Genomic DNA, 15471 nt, shown 5'->3' with positions numbered 1-15471 from the left:
GAATTATTGCTTATTTCTCTTTATTATAATAATCCTATTTTCTATTTTTTTAAATAATGCCTCTTTCTAAAATACAAAATAATTACCTTCAGAACATTGATAACTATCCTAATGGTAACTGAAACGTTTCTTAAGTCGCCCCCTGAACAAGTTTGCCATTTGCTTATTTTATATTATTACTATTGTTGCGGAACCCACTCCTCTTTATTTCTACATTTACATGCACATTAATCTTCGCATCTTTAAAACCTGTATCCCAATTATCTTCATATTGTTTAAAATGCTTGTAATCTTGATCTCTAAATATTTCTCCCAACCCAAATATATCAGCGACATATTCTTTTTGCATTTTTTTTATCAACTTATTAAATTCTTTTTCAAGATAACGGTTTGTTTTGTCTTCAAAATCTTCAAACGCATTTACTTTTGCAGCTTTTATCCCTTTTTCGGATCCATCTAGAATCGATTCAGCTTGAATAAATATATCAAATTTAGGTCGGCCGTTCACTTGTCTAGCTTTAATCTTTGTCTTAGAATGATTAACACGCAACCCAAAATATTTGCTATCATTGTATGGAATACTCAACGAGGTCTGTTCCAACTTATTTTGAATCCATAATAACATTCTTGTATCATTTAAATCCAAATACCCTTGAAGCTTTCCATACTTAAAAATAGCCAATGAATCAATTTTTGCTATTGCCCCTGGCACTGTTGTTTTAATATTATCAAGGTCCCACCCTTTTTCTTTTTCGCCTTGAATTTTCATAGCGGACAAAACTGGGACTTGACCAGATGATGAATAGGTACGGATAAAATCATTTAATTTAATACCTGGAGTTCCTCCCCATTCCTCTAACATATGATCGAGTTGGGGAAATATTTTCAAAGATGAAACTTTTTGATAATCGTTCGTTACTCGTAAAAAATCTACAGCCTCCGTATCCCTTGCAACAACTATATTAAAGTCGTCTCTTATCTCTCTATCCCTATCAAAATAATCCATAAAACTTAAAATACCCTCTTTCGCCATATCCTCTCCGATAATAAGGATTCTCATGTGAGAAAGAACCAGATGAGTTGATATTGCAGAATTAAACTTATGGATAATCTCCCCTACCGTATCCCCTTCTATAGAGTAGACAATCGCAGGAGCCAAACCTTGAGCAGTTCTAGGATTTAATTCTGCAGCAGAAGTACTCTCTATCGAAAGTTTGTATTTATGTTCTTTCCCCTTATCCATTGCTATCCCCGTTACAATCGAATTTTGATTTAGTTCCGAATGGTCCCAACAACCAGCTAAAAACAAGATGGATACAATAGATATACATAATAAACAGCGCTTCATATTTTTAGACTACTCCCTTTGTATCGTCAATATCTTCCTTCCTCCATCACTAATTGGTATGATAGAGAATCTGGAAAAACAGACAATCACACCTTTTTCAAAGATAATAATAGTTTGTGAAAAAGAATGAAATTTATCCTATATATCCTTACAATTCTATTGAGGAATGACAGGGATAGCTGGCAATAATATGATTAGTATCTCTTTCTCAAGTGGATACAAATAAAAAAGATGAGGACAGGGCTAATACACTGTCTCTCATCTTTTCCTTCTTTATTATTAGTAAGCTAAGCTGAATAGCCCTTTAATATGTGATAGGTAACGAATATTACTTGCTTCTTTCATTAAGGAAGCAGGTAACCCTTTTAATGGAGTCGAGCTGCCGCCAACGATTGCTACACCATCTTTTCTACCAAGACTTGCAAGTGTACCGGAGTTAATTGGGTTAAAGGTGTCTAATGCTTTATTTTCAAGGTAAGCATATAGATTATATCCAATTAATTCTCCCATTTGCCAAGCAATTTGAGCTGTTGGTGGTGCTGGACGACCATCCCCATCAGCTGGGAAGTAAACAGCACTATCACCAGCTACAAATACATCAGGGTGTGAAGTAGATTGTAGGAATTCATTTACAGTTGCACGACCACGATTTACTTCTAATCCAGAAACACCAACAAGTGGATTTCCTTGCACGCCGCCAGTCCATACAAATGTATTAGCAACAATTTGTTGACCATCTTTTAAATCAATTACATTGCCAGATACATTTGTTACTGGTAAGCCTGTTAAGAAAGTAACGCCACGGTTTTCCAAACTCTTAGTAGCACGTTCGATTAAGTCTTCTGGTAAAACAGGAAGAATTTTCGGACCTGCTTCTACTAATAGTAATTTAATATCGCGGAAATCAACACCATATTTTCTCGTTAATCCTGGTAAGATATCAGCAAGTTCCCCAACAAGTTCTACACCTGTTAGTCCGCCGCCACCAATTAATATAGTAGCATCTTCTTGTTTTCTTGATTTAGCATATTCACGAATACGCTCTTCTACATGATTGTAGATTTTGTTTGCATCATCTGCAGATTTAAGAACCATGCTGTTCTCTTCAAGACCAGGGATACCGAAGTATGCTGTTACACTTCCTAGCGCTACTACTAATGCATCATAAGATAATTTAGTTCCATCGCCTAAAGCAACCTCTTTTGTATCTACATTGAAAGAATCAACAGTAGCAATTTTTAAGTCGATATCTTTGCCTTTAAATAATTTTTCTAGTGGCATAGCAACAGCTTTTTCAGAAACATTACCTGCTGCTAAGCGATGCAATTCAGTAATGATTTGATGTGTTGGATATTTATTAATAACGGTTACTGTAGCTTCCGCTTTACTGTAAAATTTACGAACATTTAAAGCTGCTAGCAGGCCACCGTATCCAGCACCTAAAATAACAATATGTTTTGACATAGTAAATCCCCCGTCCTTATTACATTTAAAAGTATTGGCAAGCTTCCCTGTTAGTTTTCACATAAATAAATTCTTTTATTAACGTCATTACTGACTGAGGAAGACTACTTGAAAGATTATTTATTATTGCGTTCTGACATAATTTGAAGATAGCTCTGTAAAAAACGGAACATCTTTTGTGCTTGTGGGTCTTTTAACATTTTCATTAAACCGAATACACCAATTGTTTCATTGCTTGCATCTGCACGATCCTTGGCTTCGATAGCAGCGGATGCCATTCCTTTAACAGAATGAATAACTGGTTCGAACATTTCCGTTGTTGCCCCAACAATATCGTTTTTAAATACATCATCTTGGGATAATGATTGAACAACATCATAAGTTTTAGATAAACCATTAATCATTTCAGTTAACTTTGGTAGTTGTTCCATTAATGTTGTCAATGATTCTTGTACCTCAGGCTTTAGCAACTGATCCAATAAATCTTGATTTGTTGCAGTCAGTTGTTTTTCAGCATTGGTTTGCGCAGTAGTTTCTGACATAACTGATTCTCCTTTACTATAAGCACTTAGCTTAAATGTTATTAACAAATGTTTTGTGATTCTATGCACAAAAATTTGCAAAAGATAATTTTTAACCAACTCTAGTTAGAATGAATGAAGGTATGTACAAAACTTTTTAAACTCTTTTTCTACATACTAAAAGAAGATGTACAACCTCTCCATCATTAAACTCCTTTAATATAATACCACTTTTTGAACAAAAATAAATGTAAGTTTGACAAAAAATCAGAGTTTTTTTCAAGAAAAGTGATATTTATCACGAAAAGAGAGTATAAAGCCATAAAACCAACAAAATAAATTATTAATCAAAATTGTCTTATTTTTTTTACTCTATAAACTATTATGCTAAAAAAACAAGTTACTATTCATTTAGTCTGTCCCCCCCTCTCTTGATAATCGAAAGTTTACATAGCAGATTAAAAACTCTTTATGTCGACAAACTGTATCTATTACTCCTTTATACTTCTCCAAACGACTTATAAACCCCTGTAAACGTTACTTATTTTCATCAAAAATAGAGGCAGGTCTTAATCTCTGCCCATTCCTACTTTCTTCTTTATGGTTAAGTGAAAAAAATACAGAACAAGTCGTTCCCTTGTTTTTGATTTTAATTTTGCCATTCAAAGTTGAATAATATTAAAAGATACCATATCCCAATTCCCGTTCCTTGTGCTTTTGCTGAATAAAAAGGCGTTCCGAGTCTCTTAAGTTCCTCTTCCGACATTCCTTTACCATTATCCTGATATCTTTATATGAGTTTCTGAAAGCTTTTCGGAAATAATCACTTCCCAACTTGTCTTAAATTGCTTCAATCACATTTTTTATATCCAATCATATATCGGTAAATCGCCATAACAATAGTAGTTAATAATCCAGCTGATAAACCCCCATAAAAAAAGCAGCCAACAATGGAATCTTCCTTAAATCATAAATATGTCCTGACCAATTTCTAATGAAAACGACATGACTAAAATCAATATCGTGGAACAATAAATAGTTGTAAATATTGGTACGATTCCATAATAAAACAAATAAACAATTGGCAAATCCAATCATTTTTTCTCCTCTAAAATTATATCTCCCTGTTATCTGAGATACCATTATTTCATCAGTAAATATTTTTTCTTTTTATTACATAGGTGCTATAGTTCCAATCTATTTTTTAATGTTTATTAGTTACACAAATAATTGCAGAAAAAGCTGCCATACTAATAGAGATTAACATTATCTTTTTTGTAATCCCTTCATTATTACTTAAAGAGGAGAACACAATGACAAATAAAAAAGCAGATTCAAAAACAGAAAATCTTAAATGGTGGCAGTTATCATTAATTGGTGTGGGCTGTACAATTGGAACGGGGTATTTTCTTGGTTCCAGCCTTGGAATTATGGAAACAGGCCCCTCCATTGTTTTCACCTTCATTTTAGCAGCGATTGGAACGTATATCGTTTTTAATCAATTGGCAAAAATGACTGCGGAGGATCCACAGGAAGGGTCATTTTGTTATTATGCAAATAAAGCATTTGGCCCATGGGCCGGCTTTAGTTGTGGCTGGAATTATTGGTTTTCTAACATTCTAATCATGGGAAGCCAATTAACCGCTCTCTCCTTGTTATCTCAATTCTGGTTTCCTAAAGTCCCATTATGGGTATTCGCTTGTATTTATGCTGTTCTTTCTTTATTTGTTGTTTTTCTAGGAACAAAAGGATTCGATCGTGTCGAAAATTATTTGGCTATTATTAAGACAGCGGCCATTATAATGTTTATCGGTTTAGCTGCTGCTGCTGTTTTTGGTTGGATTCATGGAGGCAATGGTGCTGTTTCTGTCCCTAAATCTATAGACGACCTTTTTCCTAAAGGCTACAAAGGATTTTGGATTTCTTTACTATTTGCATTTTATGCATATGGAGGAATTGAGGTTATTGGGTTAATGGCAATGCAGTTGAAAGATAAGAAAGATGCACCAAAAGCAGGTACGAATATGCTTATCATTCTCGTTATAATCTATGTTCTCTCATTAGGATTAGCGACAATATTAGCACCACTCGATCAGTTTTCAGAAAAAGAAAGTCCCTTCGTAACAGCGTTATCGGACTATCACTTAACCTTTTTCCCACATGTTTTTAATGGTGCTATCATTATTGCAGGATTCTCCACCATGACAGCTTCGTTATTCGGTGTAACAAGTCTATTGGTAACTTTAGCGAAAGATGGAGACGCTCCGAAAATTTTCCAAAAAAAATTAAAAAAGTTTAATGAGCTGCCTCTCCCTTCTTTTATTCTTGGAGGAATAGGGCTCTTTGCATCTGTTGTCGCTGCCCTTTTATTACCCGGAAAAATATTCGAATACATTACAACAGCTGCTGGGATTCTTTTATTATATAACTGGACTTTTATCCTCCTTTCCTCCTTTAAAATACTTAAAGGAAAACTATGGGATAAACTAAAGTCTTCCTTTGGGATTTTACTTATTGTCACAGCTATCGCAGGTACCATTATTGAAAAGGAAGTCCGGATCGGCTTTTTTGTAAGCTTAGCATTTGTCCTAATTATCGCATCAGCAACTTTTTTCATGCGACATAAATTGGGAAAAAACAAGGCGGGGTGTGCAGAGTAAATCAGATTTCAATTATATAAACAGAATAAAACAAGGAAAAGTCAACGTTTAAGCTGTGACTTTTCCTTCTACACTGTCATTGATTCCGTTTGGAATATACCTTTTTTATACTATCACTAAGTTTTTGAACCGTTTTAGCATATGGTGTCTCTTTTACCTCTTGCATTAGGGACATTAATGTACTTTCCATTAAAAAATATCTTGGGTATTTGATCTCTACCTCTTCTTCGATAAATGTTAACAATTGTTCTATTTTCTCTTGACTAGATAGCAATTCTTTATCTTTTTTTAAATCTGCTTTAAACGCATAAAGCATACAAAGAATTTCCTTCTTTCCCACATCATCATCGTTCATGGATTGAAGTGCAATCCAATTATAAAGCGTATCTGGTTTTATAAGGACTTCATTAGATTTAGATAAATGGTTAACCATATCAAGCACCCGATTTACACAGTATTGAACAATTTGATGTATATTTGCGTGGTCTTGATAGATTAATGAATGTACAAAAATACTAGAATGAATCATTCCCATTAACATGATAGAACAATCTAATAAATACGTTTTATTTTGTGCACCACATACATCAACTAATCGATTATAGATCCAGCTAAGCTCATGTATTCTTCTATTTTTAATATAATTTTTTAATTCTTCATCCTTTGTAAAAAGAATTTCTTCAAATAAAGAAATGATTTTATATTGGTTATTTGTTCGAATCAACATTTCAATTTGTTTGATAAACAGGGTGCTATCTGTTTCGTCTTGACCCATTAGTAATTGTTTTCTTTGCCATTCCAATTCCGTATAAATATTTTTAAAAATTGAAATTAACAATTCATTTTTACTGGAAAAGTAATTATAAAATGTACCTTTTGAAATATTACTTGCAGTTAATATATCTTGGATAGATGTCTGCTGAAATCCTTTTTCAATAAATAATTCATGTGCTTTATCCATTACTTGCTTTTTACGTTTATTCATTTAACCACCTTGAATATAAATTTAGACTACCGGTTCAATTTATATACTAGGTCATTTAGAACAGATTTACAATCATCCCAATAAAAAAGTGATGGTGGATTATTGTAATAGCAAGGTTTCAGCTAAAGAAAAAAAGTAGAATTATTAAGAAATTATTTTTTACTTAGGGATTCTAAACATTTTTATTGCATTATTTATACTACAGGTATATTATTATTTAAGCTTAGATCCAATGGATAAAAAGAACGTAAAGTTCATAGGGAGGAATTGTTTTAATGAACACAAATGCAACATCGAATGAAAAAAAACCGCCATATGGCATTATCGTTATTTTAATGGCAGGTGCCTTTGTCGCATTTTTAAATTCAACGCTTTTAAATATCGCTTTACCATCTATTAGTGCGGATTTCAAAATTGATCCTTCTGTTGGCCAATGGCTAATAACTGGATATATGCTTGTAAATGGAATTATGATTCCAACATCTGCCTTTTTAATTCAAAAATACTCAACAAGAAGATTGTTTATAATAGCAATGTCCTTATTTACAATCGGTACATTAATGGCTGGCATGGCTCATTCTTTCCCAGTACTATTGCTTTCGAGAATGATACAGGCTTCTGGATCATCCATTATGATGCCAGTTTTAATGAACTTCTTACTTACCAGCTTTCCTGTTGAAAAACGTGGAAGTGCTATGGGTGTTTTTGGTCTAATCATGACTTTTGCTCCAGCAATCGGCCCTACATTATCAGGGTATATTGTTGAACATTATGAATGGAGAATGTTGTTCTATGTTGTTTCACCAATTGCTATTATTGTGTTAATATCAGCGATTTTTAAAATTAAAGACAAAAAGGAAAAAGTAGATATTCATATCGATCTTTTATCTGTCATATTGTCTAGTTTAGGTTTCGGCGGATTACTATATGGATTCAGCTCTGCCGGTACAAAAGGCTGGAGTAATATTCATGTTTATGGAACTTTGATTATTGGTGCAATAGCCCTTATTTTCTTTGTTCTTCGTCAATTAAAAATGACTACTCCAATGCTAGAGTTCCGAATCTTTAAGTATCCGTTATTCTCCTTATCAGCAGTAATTACTGTTGTGGTAAACATTGCACTATTCTCTGCGATGTTGTTAATGCCAATGTACATTCAAACCGTGAGAGGCATTTCACCATTCCACTCTGGTCTCTTATTATTGCCTGGTGCTATTATTATGGGGATTATGTCTCCTATTACAGGAAGACTTTTTGATAAATATGGAGCAAGAACACTTGCCTTAGTTGGTTTAACATTGACTGCCATTACAACATATATGTTTAGTCAATTATCCATGACCACTACGACAACTACACTTGTTCTTATCTATTCCTTGCGTATGTTTGGTATGTCCATGGTTATGATGCCGATTATGACGAATGGTTTAAATGAATTACCATCTCGAATGAATCCTCATGGGACAGCTTTAAATAATACATTGTCTCAAGTTTCTGGGGCGATTGGTTCTGCAGTTATGATTACAATCATGTCACAACGTACCAAAACACATGGTGAGGAACTAGCAGCTAATGCAATGCAGCAAATGAGTAATACAACCACTCAGCCAACTCCTGAAGCAATTGCCACTATGAAGGAACAGCTGGGAATGCAGGCAATGCTGGAAGGAATTAATGATGCTTTCCTTATTTCTGTCGGAATTGTCATTGTAGCACTTGTTCTTGCAGCATTTGTAAAGCGGGCTGTTCCGCCAAAAGATACAGAGCAGCAAACTAGTCCAGCGAAAATGAAAGAAGCAGTTGAATAAACTTACTTACAGTCAGCGTCAATCGCTGACTGTTTTTGTATAAAAAACAAGGATGTTCCTTTAATGGACATCCTTGTTTATGATCATTGCTTTGTTTATTCAGCACTTACTAAAATCTTTACTTGATTTTTTTCAGAAATCAGTGATTGGAAACCTTCCTCGATCACTTCATCTAATTTAATCTTTTTAGTCACCAATTTGTCTGCGGAAAAATAGCCTTTTCGCATTAAATTCAACACACTTGGAAATACATCTCGATAACCAATAATTCCCTTAATAGTACGTTCTTTAATAACGATATCATTAGGAAGAATTTCCGCTCCTTTTTCCCAAATACTTACAATAACAGTTTCACCAGAAATAGTAGTGGATTGAATGGCTTGTCTTAGAACTACTGGAACGCCAGTTACTTCAAAGGAGACATCTACTCCACCATTTGTGCGGCGAACAAGTTCTGCAACAACATCTTCATAATTAGCTGGATTTACAACGATTGCACCAAGTTCTTCTGCTTTTGCCTGACGTTCAGGAGAAAGCTCAACTGCATAAATATCTGTCGCCCCTGCTGCTTTTAAAGCTTCTATTACTAACAGGCCAATTGGACCACAGCCAAAAACTGCTGCCGTATCCCCTGCCTGTATTTTACTTGATCTTACTGCATATAAAGCAACAGCAGAAGGTTCTACTAATGCGCCTTGCTCATAGGATAACTCATCCGGCAGTTTATGCAGTAATTCTGTATCAACAGAAACATATTCAGAGAAACCTCCTCCGCCTCCTGCTAAACCAAGAAATCCCATATTCTCATCTAAATTATAAGCACCTTGGTGTCCATGTGTAGCAAAAATAGGTTCCACCACCACACGATCTCCCACTTGATAGTCGGTTACGCCTGCTCCAATTTCTACTACTTCCCCAGAAAATTCATGTCCTAATGTTACAGGAGCCACTTCATTTGTTAAAGGATGTGGCTGATCCACAGGTATAAAGATAGGACCTCCTAAATATTCGTGTAAATCACTCCCGCAAATTCCACACCACTTTACTTTAAGCTTTACCTTTCCTGGTGCTACTTGCGGTTCTTCTATATTTTCTAAGCGAATATCTTTTTGGTTATGCCATCTTAATGCTTTCATTTTTAACAAACATCCCCTTTGACCTTAATAGGTTTATAGCCGTATCCTTTTATTTTGAGCAACTTGTTATTTAAGGCCTTAAAAAACTTAAGTTTCAGAAACAATTTAATTATAGTACTTATATAATTAATTTAAAATTATATTATAATTAACTATAGTTAACGATTACTTAACTATATTCTAGTTTTTTAGAAAGGAACTACTTATGAATATAGAACAATTAAAATATATAGTAGAAATCTCCCATTCCAGCTCTTTAAAGACAGCTGCAACTAAGTTAAATATTTCTTTACCTGCCCTTAGTCAGTCTGTAACAAAACTAGAGAAAGAGTTGAACATTGAAATTTTTCATCGCTCTAGAAAGGGGACCTATCCAACAGAGGAAGGAAAAATACTCATCCAAAAAGCTACTGGTGTACTAGAGAAATTCCAAGAGTTTTTAGACGAAGCTGAAAGCTTTGCCCATATCCTAAAAGGTGAGTTAAAAATTGCCACCTTTCCTGGACCGCTGGATTTATTAGCTGATCAAATTACTTTATACAAAAAAGAGTTCCCTTACATAAAGGCATCTATTGAGGAAGATAACTCACAGCATATAATTGAAAAAGTAAAAAAAGAGGAAGTAGATATTGGTTTCATTATTTATACCGAAGAGGATATCAAGAAAAACAGCAGCTTGCATTTCCATAAACTATATGATGGATGCATGGTTGTAGCAGTAAATAAAGACTCTCCTTTAGCAAACAATGAAAATATTACAGAGGAAATGTTAATAAACCAGCCTATTATTTTGTATAATGATGTTTCTATTTTAGAATTCGTGCAAAACTTAGATATTGTCGATGATGACATGGAAATATTATTTACAACCAACAATGTAGAAACTATTCGGTATGCCTTAGAAAGAAATACGGCCATTAACATTGGCTATGATTATGCATTTAAAACAATAACTGGGTTAGCAAACAATGATAGCTATGTAACTCTGCCTTTCGTTGATACCATAATAAATACCTATTACTTCGGATATATTTATCCAATAGATAAAGGTATTTCTAAGGTAGCTAAAGAGTTCTTAAATAGGCTGACATAAAGTTAGCCTATTGCCAGCTGCATTATTTACTATTCCTTCTAATGCCAGAATCTTTCCCTATATGAAAAAGATTCTGGAACATCTTATAAAGACCGAACCCAAACATAATTCCTACGGCATTTAATATAACATCATCAATATCCGTACTTCTCCCTATAAATAATTGAATTATTTCTATCAAAAGAGGAATACAGATAGCTATCCAAAATATGTAGGAAAACGTTCTAAATGCTTTCCATAATAATGGGAGAAAAATACCAAAAGGGACAAAAATAAGAATATTCCCTAATAGATTGACCAGTGACACTTCATTCCAATTACTTACTTGATCATTTTCTAGGGCAAAATAAGAAATAATCGTGGCAAAAGGGATAAAATTAATGCTTCTTAGTCCCTCAGACCATTGAATATAAAGCTGCTGCTTACCTTCCTCAACTGTTATATACCAATGGGGAATAATAGTCTGGGATGCTACCCCTATGCAGAACATCACAAACAGGAAGAGGAGAGTTTCTTTCATCCAAACTATTGGTTGTGTTTTATATTTAACAGATAAATATCGACTTATCAGATAAATCGGTGCTCCAATCAATATGTAAATAACCATTGACTCAAGATACATTCTAATCATATCGTGCCCCCAAATATTATTGAAAGTTTTTTCTGCGCATAATACTTAAGATAAGACCAATTAATAAAGCATTAATAACGGTTGGAACAAGACCATAGCTTATGAATGGCAAGGATAATGAAATAATCGGAAGAAATCCCACGCACATTCCTAAATTATAAACAACTTGAACACTATACAGCGTAATAGATCCTATTAATAGAAATTTCGCATATGGATTCTTTATTTTTTTGACATTGCCAATCATCTTCAGAATAAGTGCTCCAAATAATAATACAAGAAACACAGCCAACATATATCCAAATTGATAGGTGAGTTGCAGAAAAACTGTGTCTGTATTATTAATAAAAGTTAACACTTCCATATCTGGTGAACCAACCCATTTTAAATCAGCCCACATTTTTTGTCGATATAAATAAAAATAACCAGCTTCTTCGGCATATCTTTCAGGAAATAGAAATGCCATTAGTCTATTTAATTGATAACTTCCTCTTGTAAGAAAAAGAAGCCATAAAAGAAGAATTGTTCCTATTCCATATGTAATAAAGACTTTCCGTTTAGAAAAGCTGCTCCAAAATAGCATGATTGCGACTGTAAAAATATAAATAAAAACAGTAGAAATACTATCAAATCCGAAGAGAAATAAGACACATGAAAAGAAAAATAAACACAAGAAAGAAACATATGTAAATTCTTTCTTACTAAAAAAGGAAGCCCAAGCTAATAAAAAAAAGGGGATGGCCATTATGCCTTGGAGTATAATTGGTCCAATTTTTATATAGTTCGCTCCATTAATCATATGATTGCTAAAGAAAATAATGGATATCAATAACAACGATCCTATTGCATAAAATAAATATCCAAAATCAGCAAATTTGCGATAGTCTACATACATAAAGCCAATGACTATTGCAATCCCTAAGCAAGTCATTAATAACTTAAGAATGATAAAATGATGAGAAGAAGATAACGTTGGCAAAATCCCTATCATTAACAGACTCACTGTTAGGGTAACAATAGCCCAATCAATCGTCGGACGGTAGATTTCACTTAATTCTCGTCCCAATTGGGAAGGACTTCCCATTTCATTAATTGCTTTTTCTTCTGCTTCACTTTCTGACAACCCTTTTTTTATCCATCCTTTTTTTGCAAGTTGGATATGATACTCCATTTCTAATTTAATCGATTCCTTTGCTTCTTTCGATTTCACTTGCTCCGTCACTTTATCTAAAAATAAATGTTTATTATTCATTTACGTACACCCAATCTATCAGTTCTCTAATATTTTTGCTGCGTCCCCCTTCTGCTGCCAACTTTTTTTCGAGCTTTTTTCCTTTGCGATCTATTTGGTAATATTTAACCTTGTTATTGTCCCACTCTGAAGCAATTATATTTCTCTGTTCCAATCGATGCAGAAAAGTATAGATAAATCCTTCTTGATTCTCAAACTTTTGAAAGCCGCGAGCACGTAACAACTCTGTTAATTCAAAACCAGTTTTTCTAGTATGAAGTAATTGCAAAGCTGCTAAAAGAATTTCCTCTTCCTTATTCTTTATTTGAATTTTTTTCATAATTTCTTTGCGATGCTCAGCAGTAAATGAAAGATGATTAAAATAAGTCTTTTTTAAACCAGCTTGTAGTTTTTTTAGTCGTTTTTCCATTTTTCTTCATCTCCAATCATTTTTAATAATTGCTTCGCTCTTCTTAATCGGGTTTTGATCGTATTTTCATTAACCCCTATTATCCTGGCAATCTCCTTTATCGTTAATTCTTCAAAGTAAAAGAGGAAGATAATTTCTCGATACAGAATAGGTAAACTCATCACAGCCTGAACAAGCCATTGTTCTTCCTCTTTTTGAACAATGGCTTGTTCAATATTTTCTTTACTGTCTTCTCCATAAATATATTCGTCATCGCCTTTTATGACATTTTTTGTATACCAGCTTTTCAAATAATCTTTACAGTGGTTAATAGCAATTCTCCAAAGCCATGTTCGAAAACTAGATTTGCCTTTATATTTATGGATGGAATAATATACTTTCACAAAAATATCTTGTGTTAATTCTTCTGCGACCGCTTCATTTTTGACATATGAAAAGACTAAATGTAATAGCTCTTGTCCATATGTAATCATAATTTCATCAAATATTTCTTCTTTATTGTCTATTTCTTTCCAGCATGCTGACAATTCTTCCAAAACAATAAACCTCCTTACCTAACAATTAGACGACACACAGGAGAAAAAGGTTTGGATAAAATCGTGTAAATCAATCTCATTATTAAAATAAAGCCTTTAAAAGAAAAACACCTTCCTAATTAGTTATAAAAATAGCCATTAGGAAAGTGTTATATTAGAAAATGATCAGATTATAAAGCAAACGTCCGAAGCTGGAAATCTCCCATACATTATACCTTTTATACTCCTCATAGTGGTTTCACTGTATTTAACTTTCTTTTTTTCGTTTCAAATTGTTTGAACATCACCTGATAAATGAACGCACTTATTATCGCTAATATAGCAATAATGAAGAATGTCCATTCAAATCCGAACCAGGCACTCATCGGAATAGATAATGGAGCAATCATTTTTGAAAAAGTGAACCGCAGACTTGCTGCAGCAAAATATTTACCACGCTGATCCTCGGGAGCAATCTCAGAAATAAAACTTTGTTGAATTCCTGCTGTCATCAATTCTGCAAAACTAAATAAGAGCATCGCGAACATTAACCCCCAAATTAAACTAGTTTGGCTAAACATGATAACTGCGATCGCATATATAAAGGAGGAAATAATAAAAACATTCTTCTCTTTAAATTTAGACATCCATCTTGTAACAATTATGGTAAATAAGGCTACGACCAATCCATTTTCTGCTAGTATTAATCCAAAAGCTTGTGTACTTTGAATTTCTAGAGACCAATTGCCAAAAGAAAATAAGTTTTGCGTACCAACCATTTCATCTACATAAACTGGTAATAATAAATCTAGCTGCATAAAGGTTTGCCCTATTAATACTCCCGCTAAAATAAACAGTAAAAACGTTCGGTCCCTTACTATCACCTGATAGTCTTTTAACTGTGCCCCAAGCGCCATAGCCCAATTCTTTTTCTTATCATCTAGTTCTTTATATGGCGGAGCTGTTTCAGCAATCCAAGTTTTTAAAACTATACTCAATATAATATTTAATAGTCCAGCTGCTAAAAGGAGGAAAAAACGATAATCTTTATAAAAGAATCCGCCAAGAATCGGACCAATTACTACTGCAATATTGGTAGAAGTATAAAAAATAGCAAAAACACTGCTTCTGTCTTTTTCGTTTACTACATCAGCTACCATCGCTTGGCTTGCTGGCCAATAAATACTAGTAAACAAGCTGATTACAGTGAAACAGATAAAACTAATAGCTGGGGAATCAAGCCACGGAGAGCTAGCAAAAGCAAAGATTAAATAGGCAATTCCTTGGGCAAGACTTGATATTACCATCATTTTCTTTCTACCGAATTTATCAGCATAATAGCCGCCAAGCAAATTAGCAACAACAGAAAAGGCTTGAGAAAGTATTAATAAGAATCCTGCAATTGATTTTCCAAAGGATTCTGTAAAGTATATTGCTAAAAATGGGAAAAACATCCAAAATGTTACATTAACAGTTGATTCACCAGCAAGACGAATCTTTAAATTCCGATCCCAATCTCTAAGTCGCATCGTCATGATAGTTGTCACTCTCTTTCTATTTATTTCCCCTATCATACCTTGATATTTCGGTTTAGGAAAGACTTTCTTTTCTATTATAATGATGTCTCTATATCCTTTTAAATAGATTTT

At 33.7% G+C, this 15471-nt stretch carries 14 protein-coding genes; 3 read left to right on the top strand and 11 right to left on the bottom strand.

Features of this window, described 5'->3' with window-relative positions:
- Positions 1-163 precede the first annotated feature (163 nt).
- From NSQ89_RS05660 to NSQ89_RS05645, 4 genes are all read right to left on the bottom strand, one after another.
- Positions 164-1348 carry a Ger(x)C family spore germination protein gene (locus NSQ89_RS05660; protein WP_095257676.1) on the bottom strand — a complete coding sequence of 395 codons (1185 nt, stop codon included), beginning with the start codon at positions 1346-1348 and terminating at the stop codon, positions 164-166.
- A 279-nt stretch (positions 1349-1627) separates the two neighbouring features.
- Positions 1628-2812: an NAD(P)/FAD-dependent oxidoreductase gene (locus NSQ89_RS05655; protein ID WP_047942917.1), complete on the bottom strand. Its 1185-nt coding sequence runs from the start codon at positions 2810-2812 to the stop codon at positions 1628-1630.
- Positions 2813-2928: 116 nt separating this feature from the next.
- Positions 2929-3354, bottom strand: a complete 426-nt coding sequence (locus NSQ89_RS05650; protein ID WP_047942916.1) for a DUF1641 domain-containing protein — start codon at positions 3352-3354, stop codon at positions 2929-2931.
- Positions 3355-4239: 885 nt separating this feature from the next.
- Positions 4240-4431, bottom strand: coding sequence for a hypothetical protein (locus tag NSQ89_RS05645; protein ID WP_095319892.1), 192 nt, complete (start codon positions 4429-4431; stop codon positions 4240-4242).
- Positions 4432-4646: 215 nt separating this feature from the next.
- Here NSQ89_RS05645 and NSQ89_RS05640 point away from each other — a divergent pair, with 215 nt between their 5' ends.
- Entirely contained in the window at positions 4647-5993 is a 1347-nt protein-coding gene (locus tag NSQ89_RS05640) for an amino acid permease (protein WP_047942915.1), read from the top strand.
- Between the two features lie 76 nt (positions 5994-6069).
- Here NSQ89_RS05640 and NSQ89_RS05635 read toward each other — a convergent pair whose 3' ends face one another.
- Positions 6070-6978 carry a TetR/AcrR family transcriptional regulator gene (locus NSQ89_RS05635; protein ID WP_047942914.1) on the bottom strand — a complete coding sequence of 303 codons (909 nt, stop codon included), beginning with the start codon at positions 6976-6978 and terminating at the stop codon, positions 6070-6072.
- Positions 6979-7253: 275 nt separating this feature from the next.
- On the opposite strand from NSQ89_RS05635, the gene NSQ89_RS05630 reads away from it, so the two are divergent.
- The gene (locus NSQ89_RS05630; protein ID WP_047942913.1) at positions 7254-8786 is read left to right on the top strand and encodes a DHA2 family efflux MFS transporter permease subunit; all 1533 of its coding nucleotides are present in this window, start codon (positions 7254-7256) and stop codon (positions 8784-8786) included.
- Positions 8787-8881: 95 nt separating this feature from the next.
- Here the strand turns inward: NSQ89_RS05630 and NSQ89_RS05625 are convergent, their stop codons facing one another.
- Positions 8882-9922 (bottom strand): 2,3-butanediol dehydrogenase, encoded by a 1041-nt coding sequence (locus NSQ89_RS05625; RefSeq protein ID WP_341132362.1) that lies wholly within the window; start codon positions 9920-9922, stop codon positions 8882-8884.
- A 205-nt stretch (positions 9923-10127) separates the two neighbouring features.
- Here NSQ89_RS05625 and NSQ89_RS05620 point away from each other — a divergent pair, with 205 nt between their 5' ends.
- Complete coding sequence (locus NSQ89_RS05620) at positions 10128-11015, top strand: LysR family transcriptional regulator (RefSeq protein WP_341132361.1); 888 nt, start codon at positions 10128-10130, stop codon at positions 11013-11015.
- A gap of 22 nt (positions 11016-11037) precedes the next feature.
- Here NSQ89_RS05620 and NSQ89_RS05615 read toward each other — a convergent pair whose 3' ends face one another.
- From NSQ89_RS05615 to NSQ89_RS05595, 5 genes are all read right to left on the bottom strand, one after another.
- A complete protein-coding gene (locus NSQ89_RS05615; RefSeq protein WP_341132360.1) occupies positions 11038-11646 on the bottom strand; it encodes a VanZ family protein in 609 nt (202 codons plus the stop codon).
- Positions 11647-11662: 16 nt separating this feature from the next.
- The gene (locus NSQ89_RS05610) at positions 11663-12898 is read right to left on the bottom strand and encodes an FtsW/RodA/SpoVE family cell cycle protein (RefSeq protein ID WP_341132359.1); all 1236 of its coding nucleotides are present in this window, start codon (positions 12896-12898) and stop codon (positions 11663-11665) included.
- Positions 12891-13307 carry a PadR family transcriptional regulator gene (locus NSQ89_RS05605; protein ID WP_095257683.1) on the bottom strand — a complete coding sequence of 139 codons (417 nt, stop codon included), beginning with the start codon at positions 13305-13307 and terminating at the stop codon, positions 12891-12893. Before NSQ89_RS05605 ends, NSQ89_RS05610 begins: the two co-directional genes overlap by 8 nt.
- Positions 13292-13843 carry a sigma-70 family RNA polymerase sigma factor gene (locus NSQ89_RS05600; RefSeq protein WP_341132358.1) on the bottom strand — a complete coding sequence of 184 codons (552 nt, stop codon included), beginning with the start codon at positions 13841-13843 and terminating at the stop codon, positions 13292-13294. Before NSQ89_RS05600 ends, NSQ89_RS05605 begins: the two co-directional genes overlap by 16 nt.
- A 227-nt stretch (positions 13844-14070) precedes the next feature.
- A complete protein-coding gene (locus tag NSQ89_RS05595) occupies positions 14071-15351 on the bottom strand; it encodes an MDR family MFS transporter (protein ID WP_095319897.1) in 1281 nt (426 codons plus the stop codon).
- Positions 15352-15471: the final 120 nt, after the last annotated feature.

It is taken from the genome of Niallia sp. FSL R7-0648 (assembly GCF_038007005.1).
Classification (GTDB): domain Bacteria; phylum Bacillota; class Bacilli; order Bacillales; family Cytobacillaceae; genus Niallia; species Niallia circulans.
The sequence above is the reverse complement of the archived record's forward strand: the minus strand, read 5'-3'. Positions and strand labels throughout refer to the sequence as shown.

Coding starts and splice junctions, on each gene's coding strand:
- NSQ89_RS05605 (WP_095257683.1), bottom strand. CDS start 13,307: ATGGAAAAACGACTAAAAAAACTACAAGCTGGTTTAAAAAAGACTTAT.
- NSQ89_RS05630 (WP_047942913.1), top strand. CDS start 7,254: ATGAACACAAATGCAACATCGAATGAAAAAAAACCGCCATATGGCATT.
- NSQ89_RS05645 (WP_095319892.1), bottom strand. CDS start 4,431: ATGATTGGATTTGCCAATTGTTTATTTGTTTTATTATGGAATCGTACC.
- NSQ89_RS05640 (WP_047942915.1), top strand. CDS start 4,647: ATGACAAATAAAAAAGCAGATTCAAAAACAGAAAATCTTAAATGGTGG.
- NSQ89_RS05595 (WP_095319897.1), bottom strand. CDS start 15,351: ATGCGACTTAGAGATTGGGATCGGAATTTAAAGATTCGTCTTGCTGGT.
- NSQ89_RS05620 (WP_341132361.1), top strand. CDS start 10,128: ATGAATATAGAACAATTAAAATATATAGTAGAAATCTCCCATTCCAGC.
- NSQ89_RS05650 (WP_047942916.1), bottom strand. CDS start 3,354: ATGTCAGAAACTACTGCGCAAACCAATGCTGAAAAACAACTGACTGCA.
- NSQ89_RS05625 (WP_341132362.1), bottom strand. CDS start 9,922: ATGAAAGCATTAAGATGGCATAACCAAAAAGATATTCGCTTAGAAAAT.
- NSQ89_RS05660 (WP_095257676.1), bottom strand. CDS start 1,348: ATGAAGCGCTGTTTATTATGTATATCTATTGTATCCATCTTGTTTTTA.
- NSQ89_RS05655 (WP_047942917.1), bottom strand. CDS start 2,812: ATGTCAAAACATATTGTTATTTTAGGTGCTGGATACGGTGGCCTGCTA.
- NSQ89_RS05615 (WP_341132360.1), bottom strand. CDS start 11,646: ATGATTAGAATGTATCTTGAGTCAATGGTTATTTACATATTGATTGGA.
- NSQ89_RS05610 (WP_341132359.1), bottom strand. CDS start 12,898: ATGAATAATAAACATTTATTTTTAGATAAAGTGACGGAGCAAGTGAAA.
- NSQ89_RS05635 (WP_047942914.1), bottom strand. CDS start 6,978: ATGAATAAACGTAAAAAGCAAGTAATGGATAAAGCACATGAATTATTT.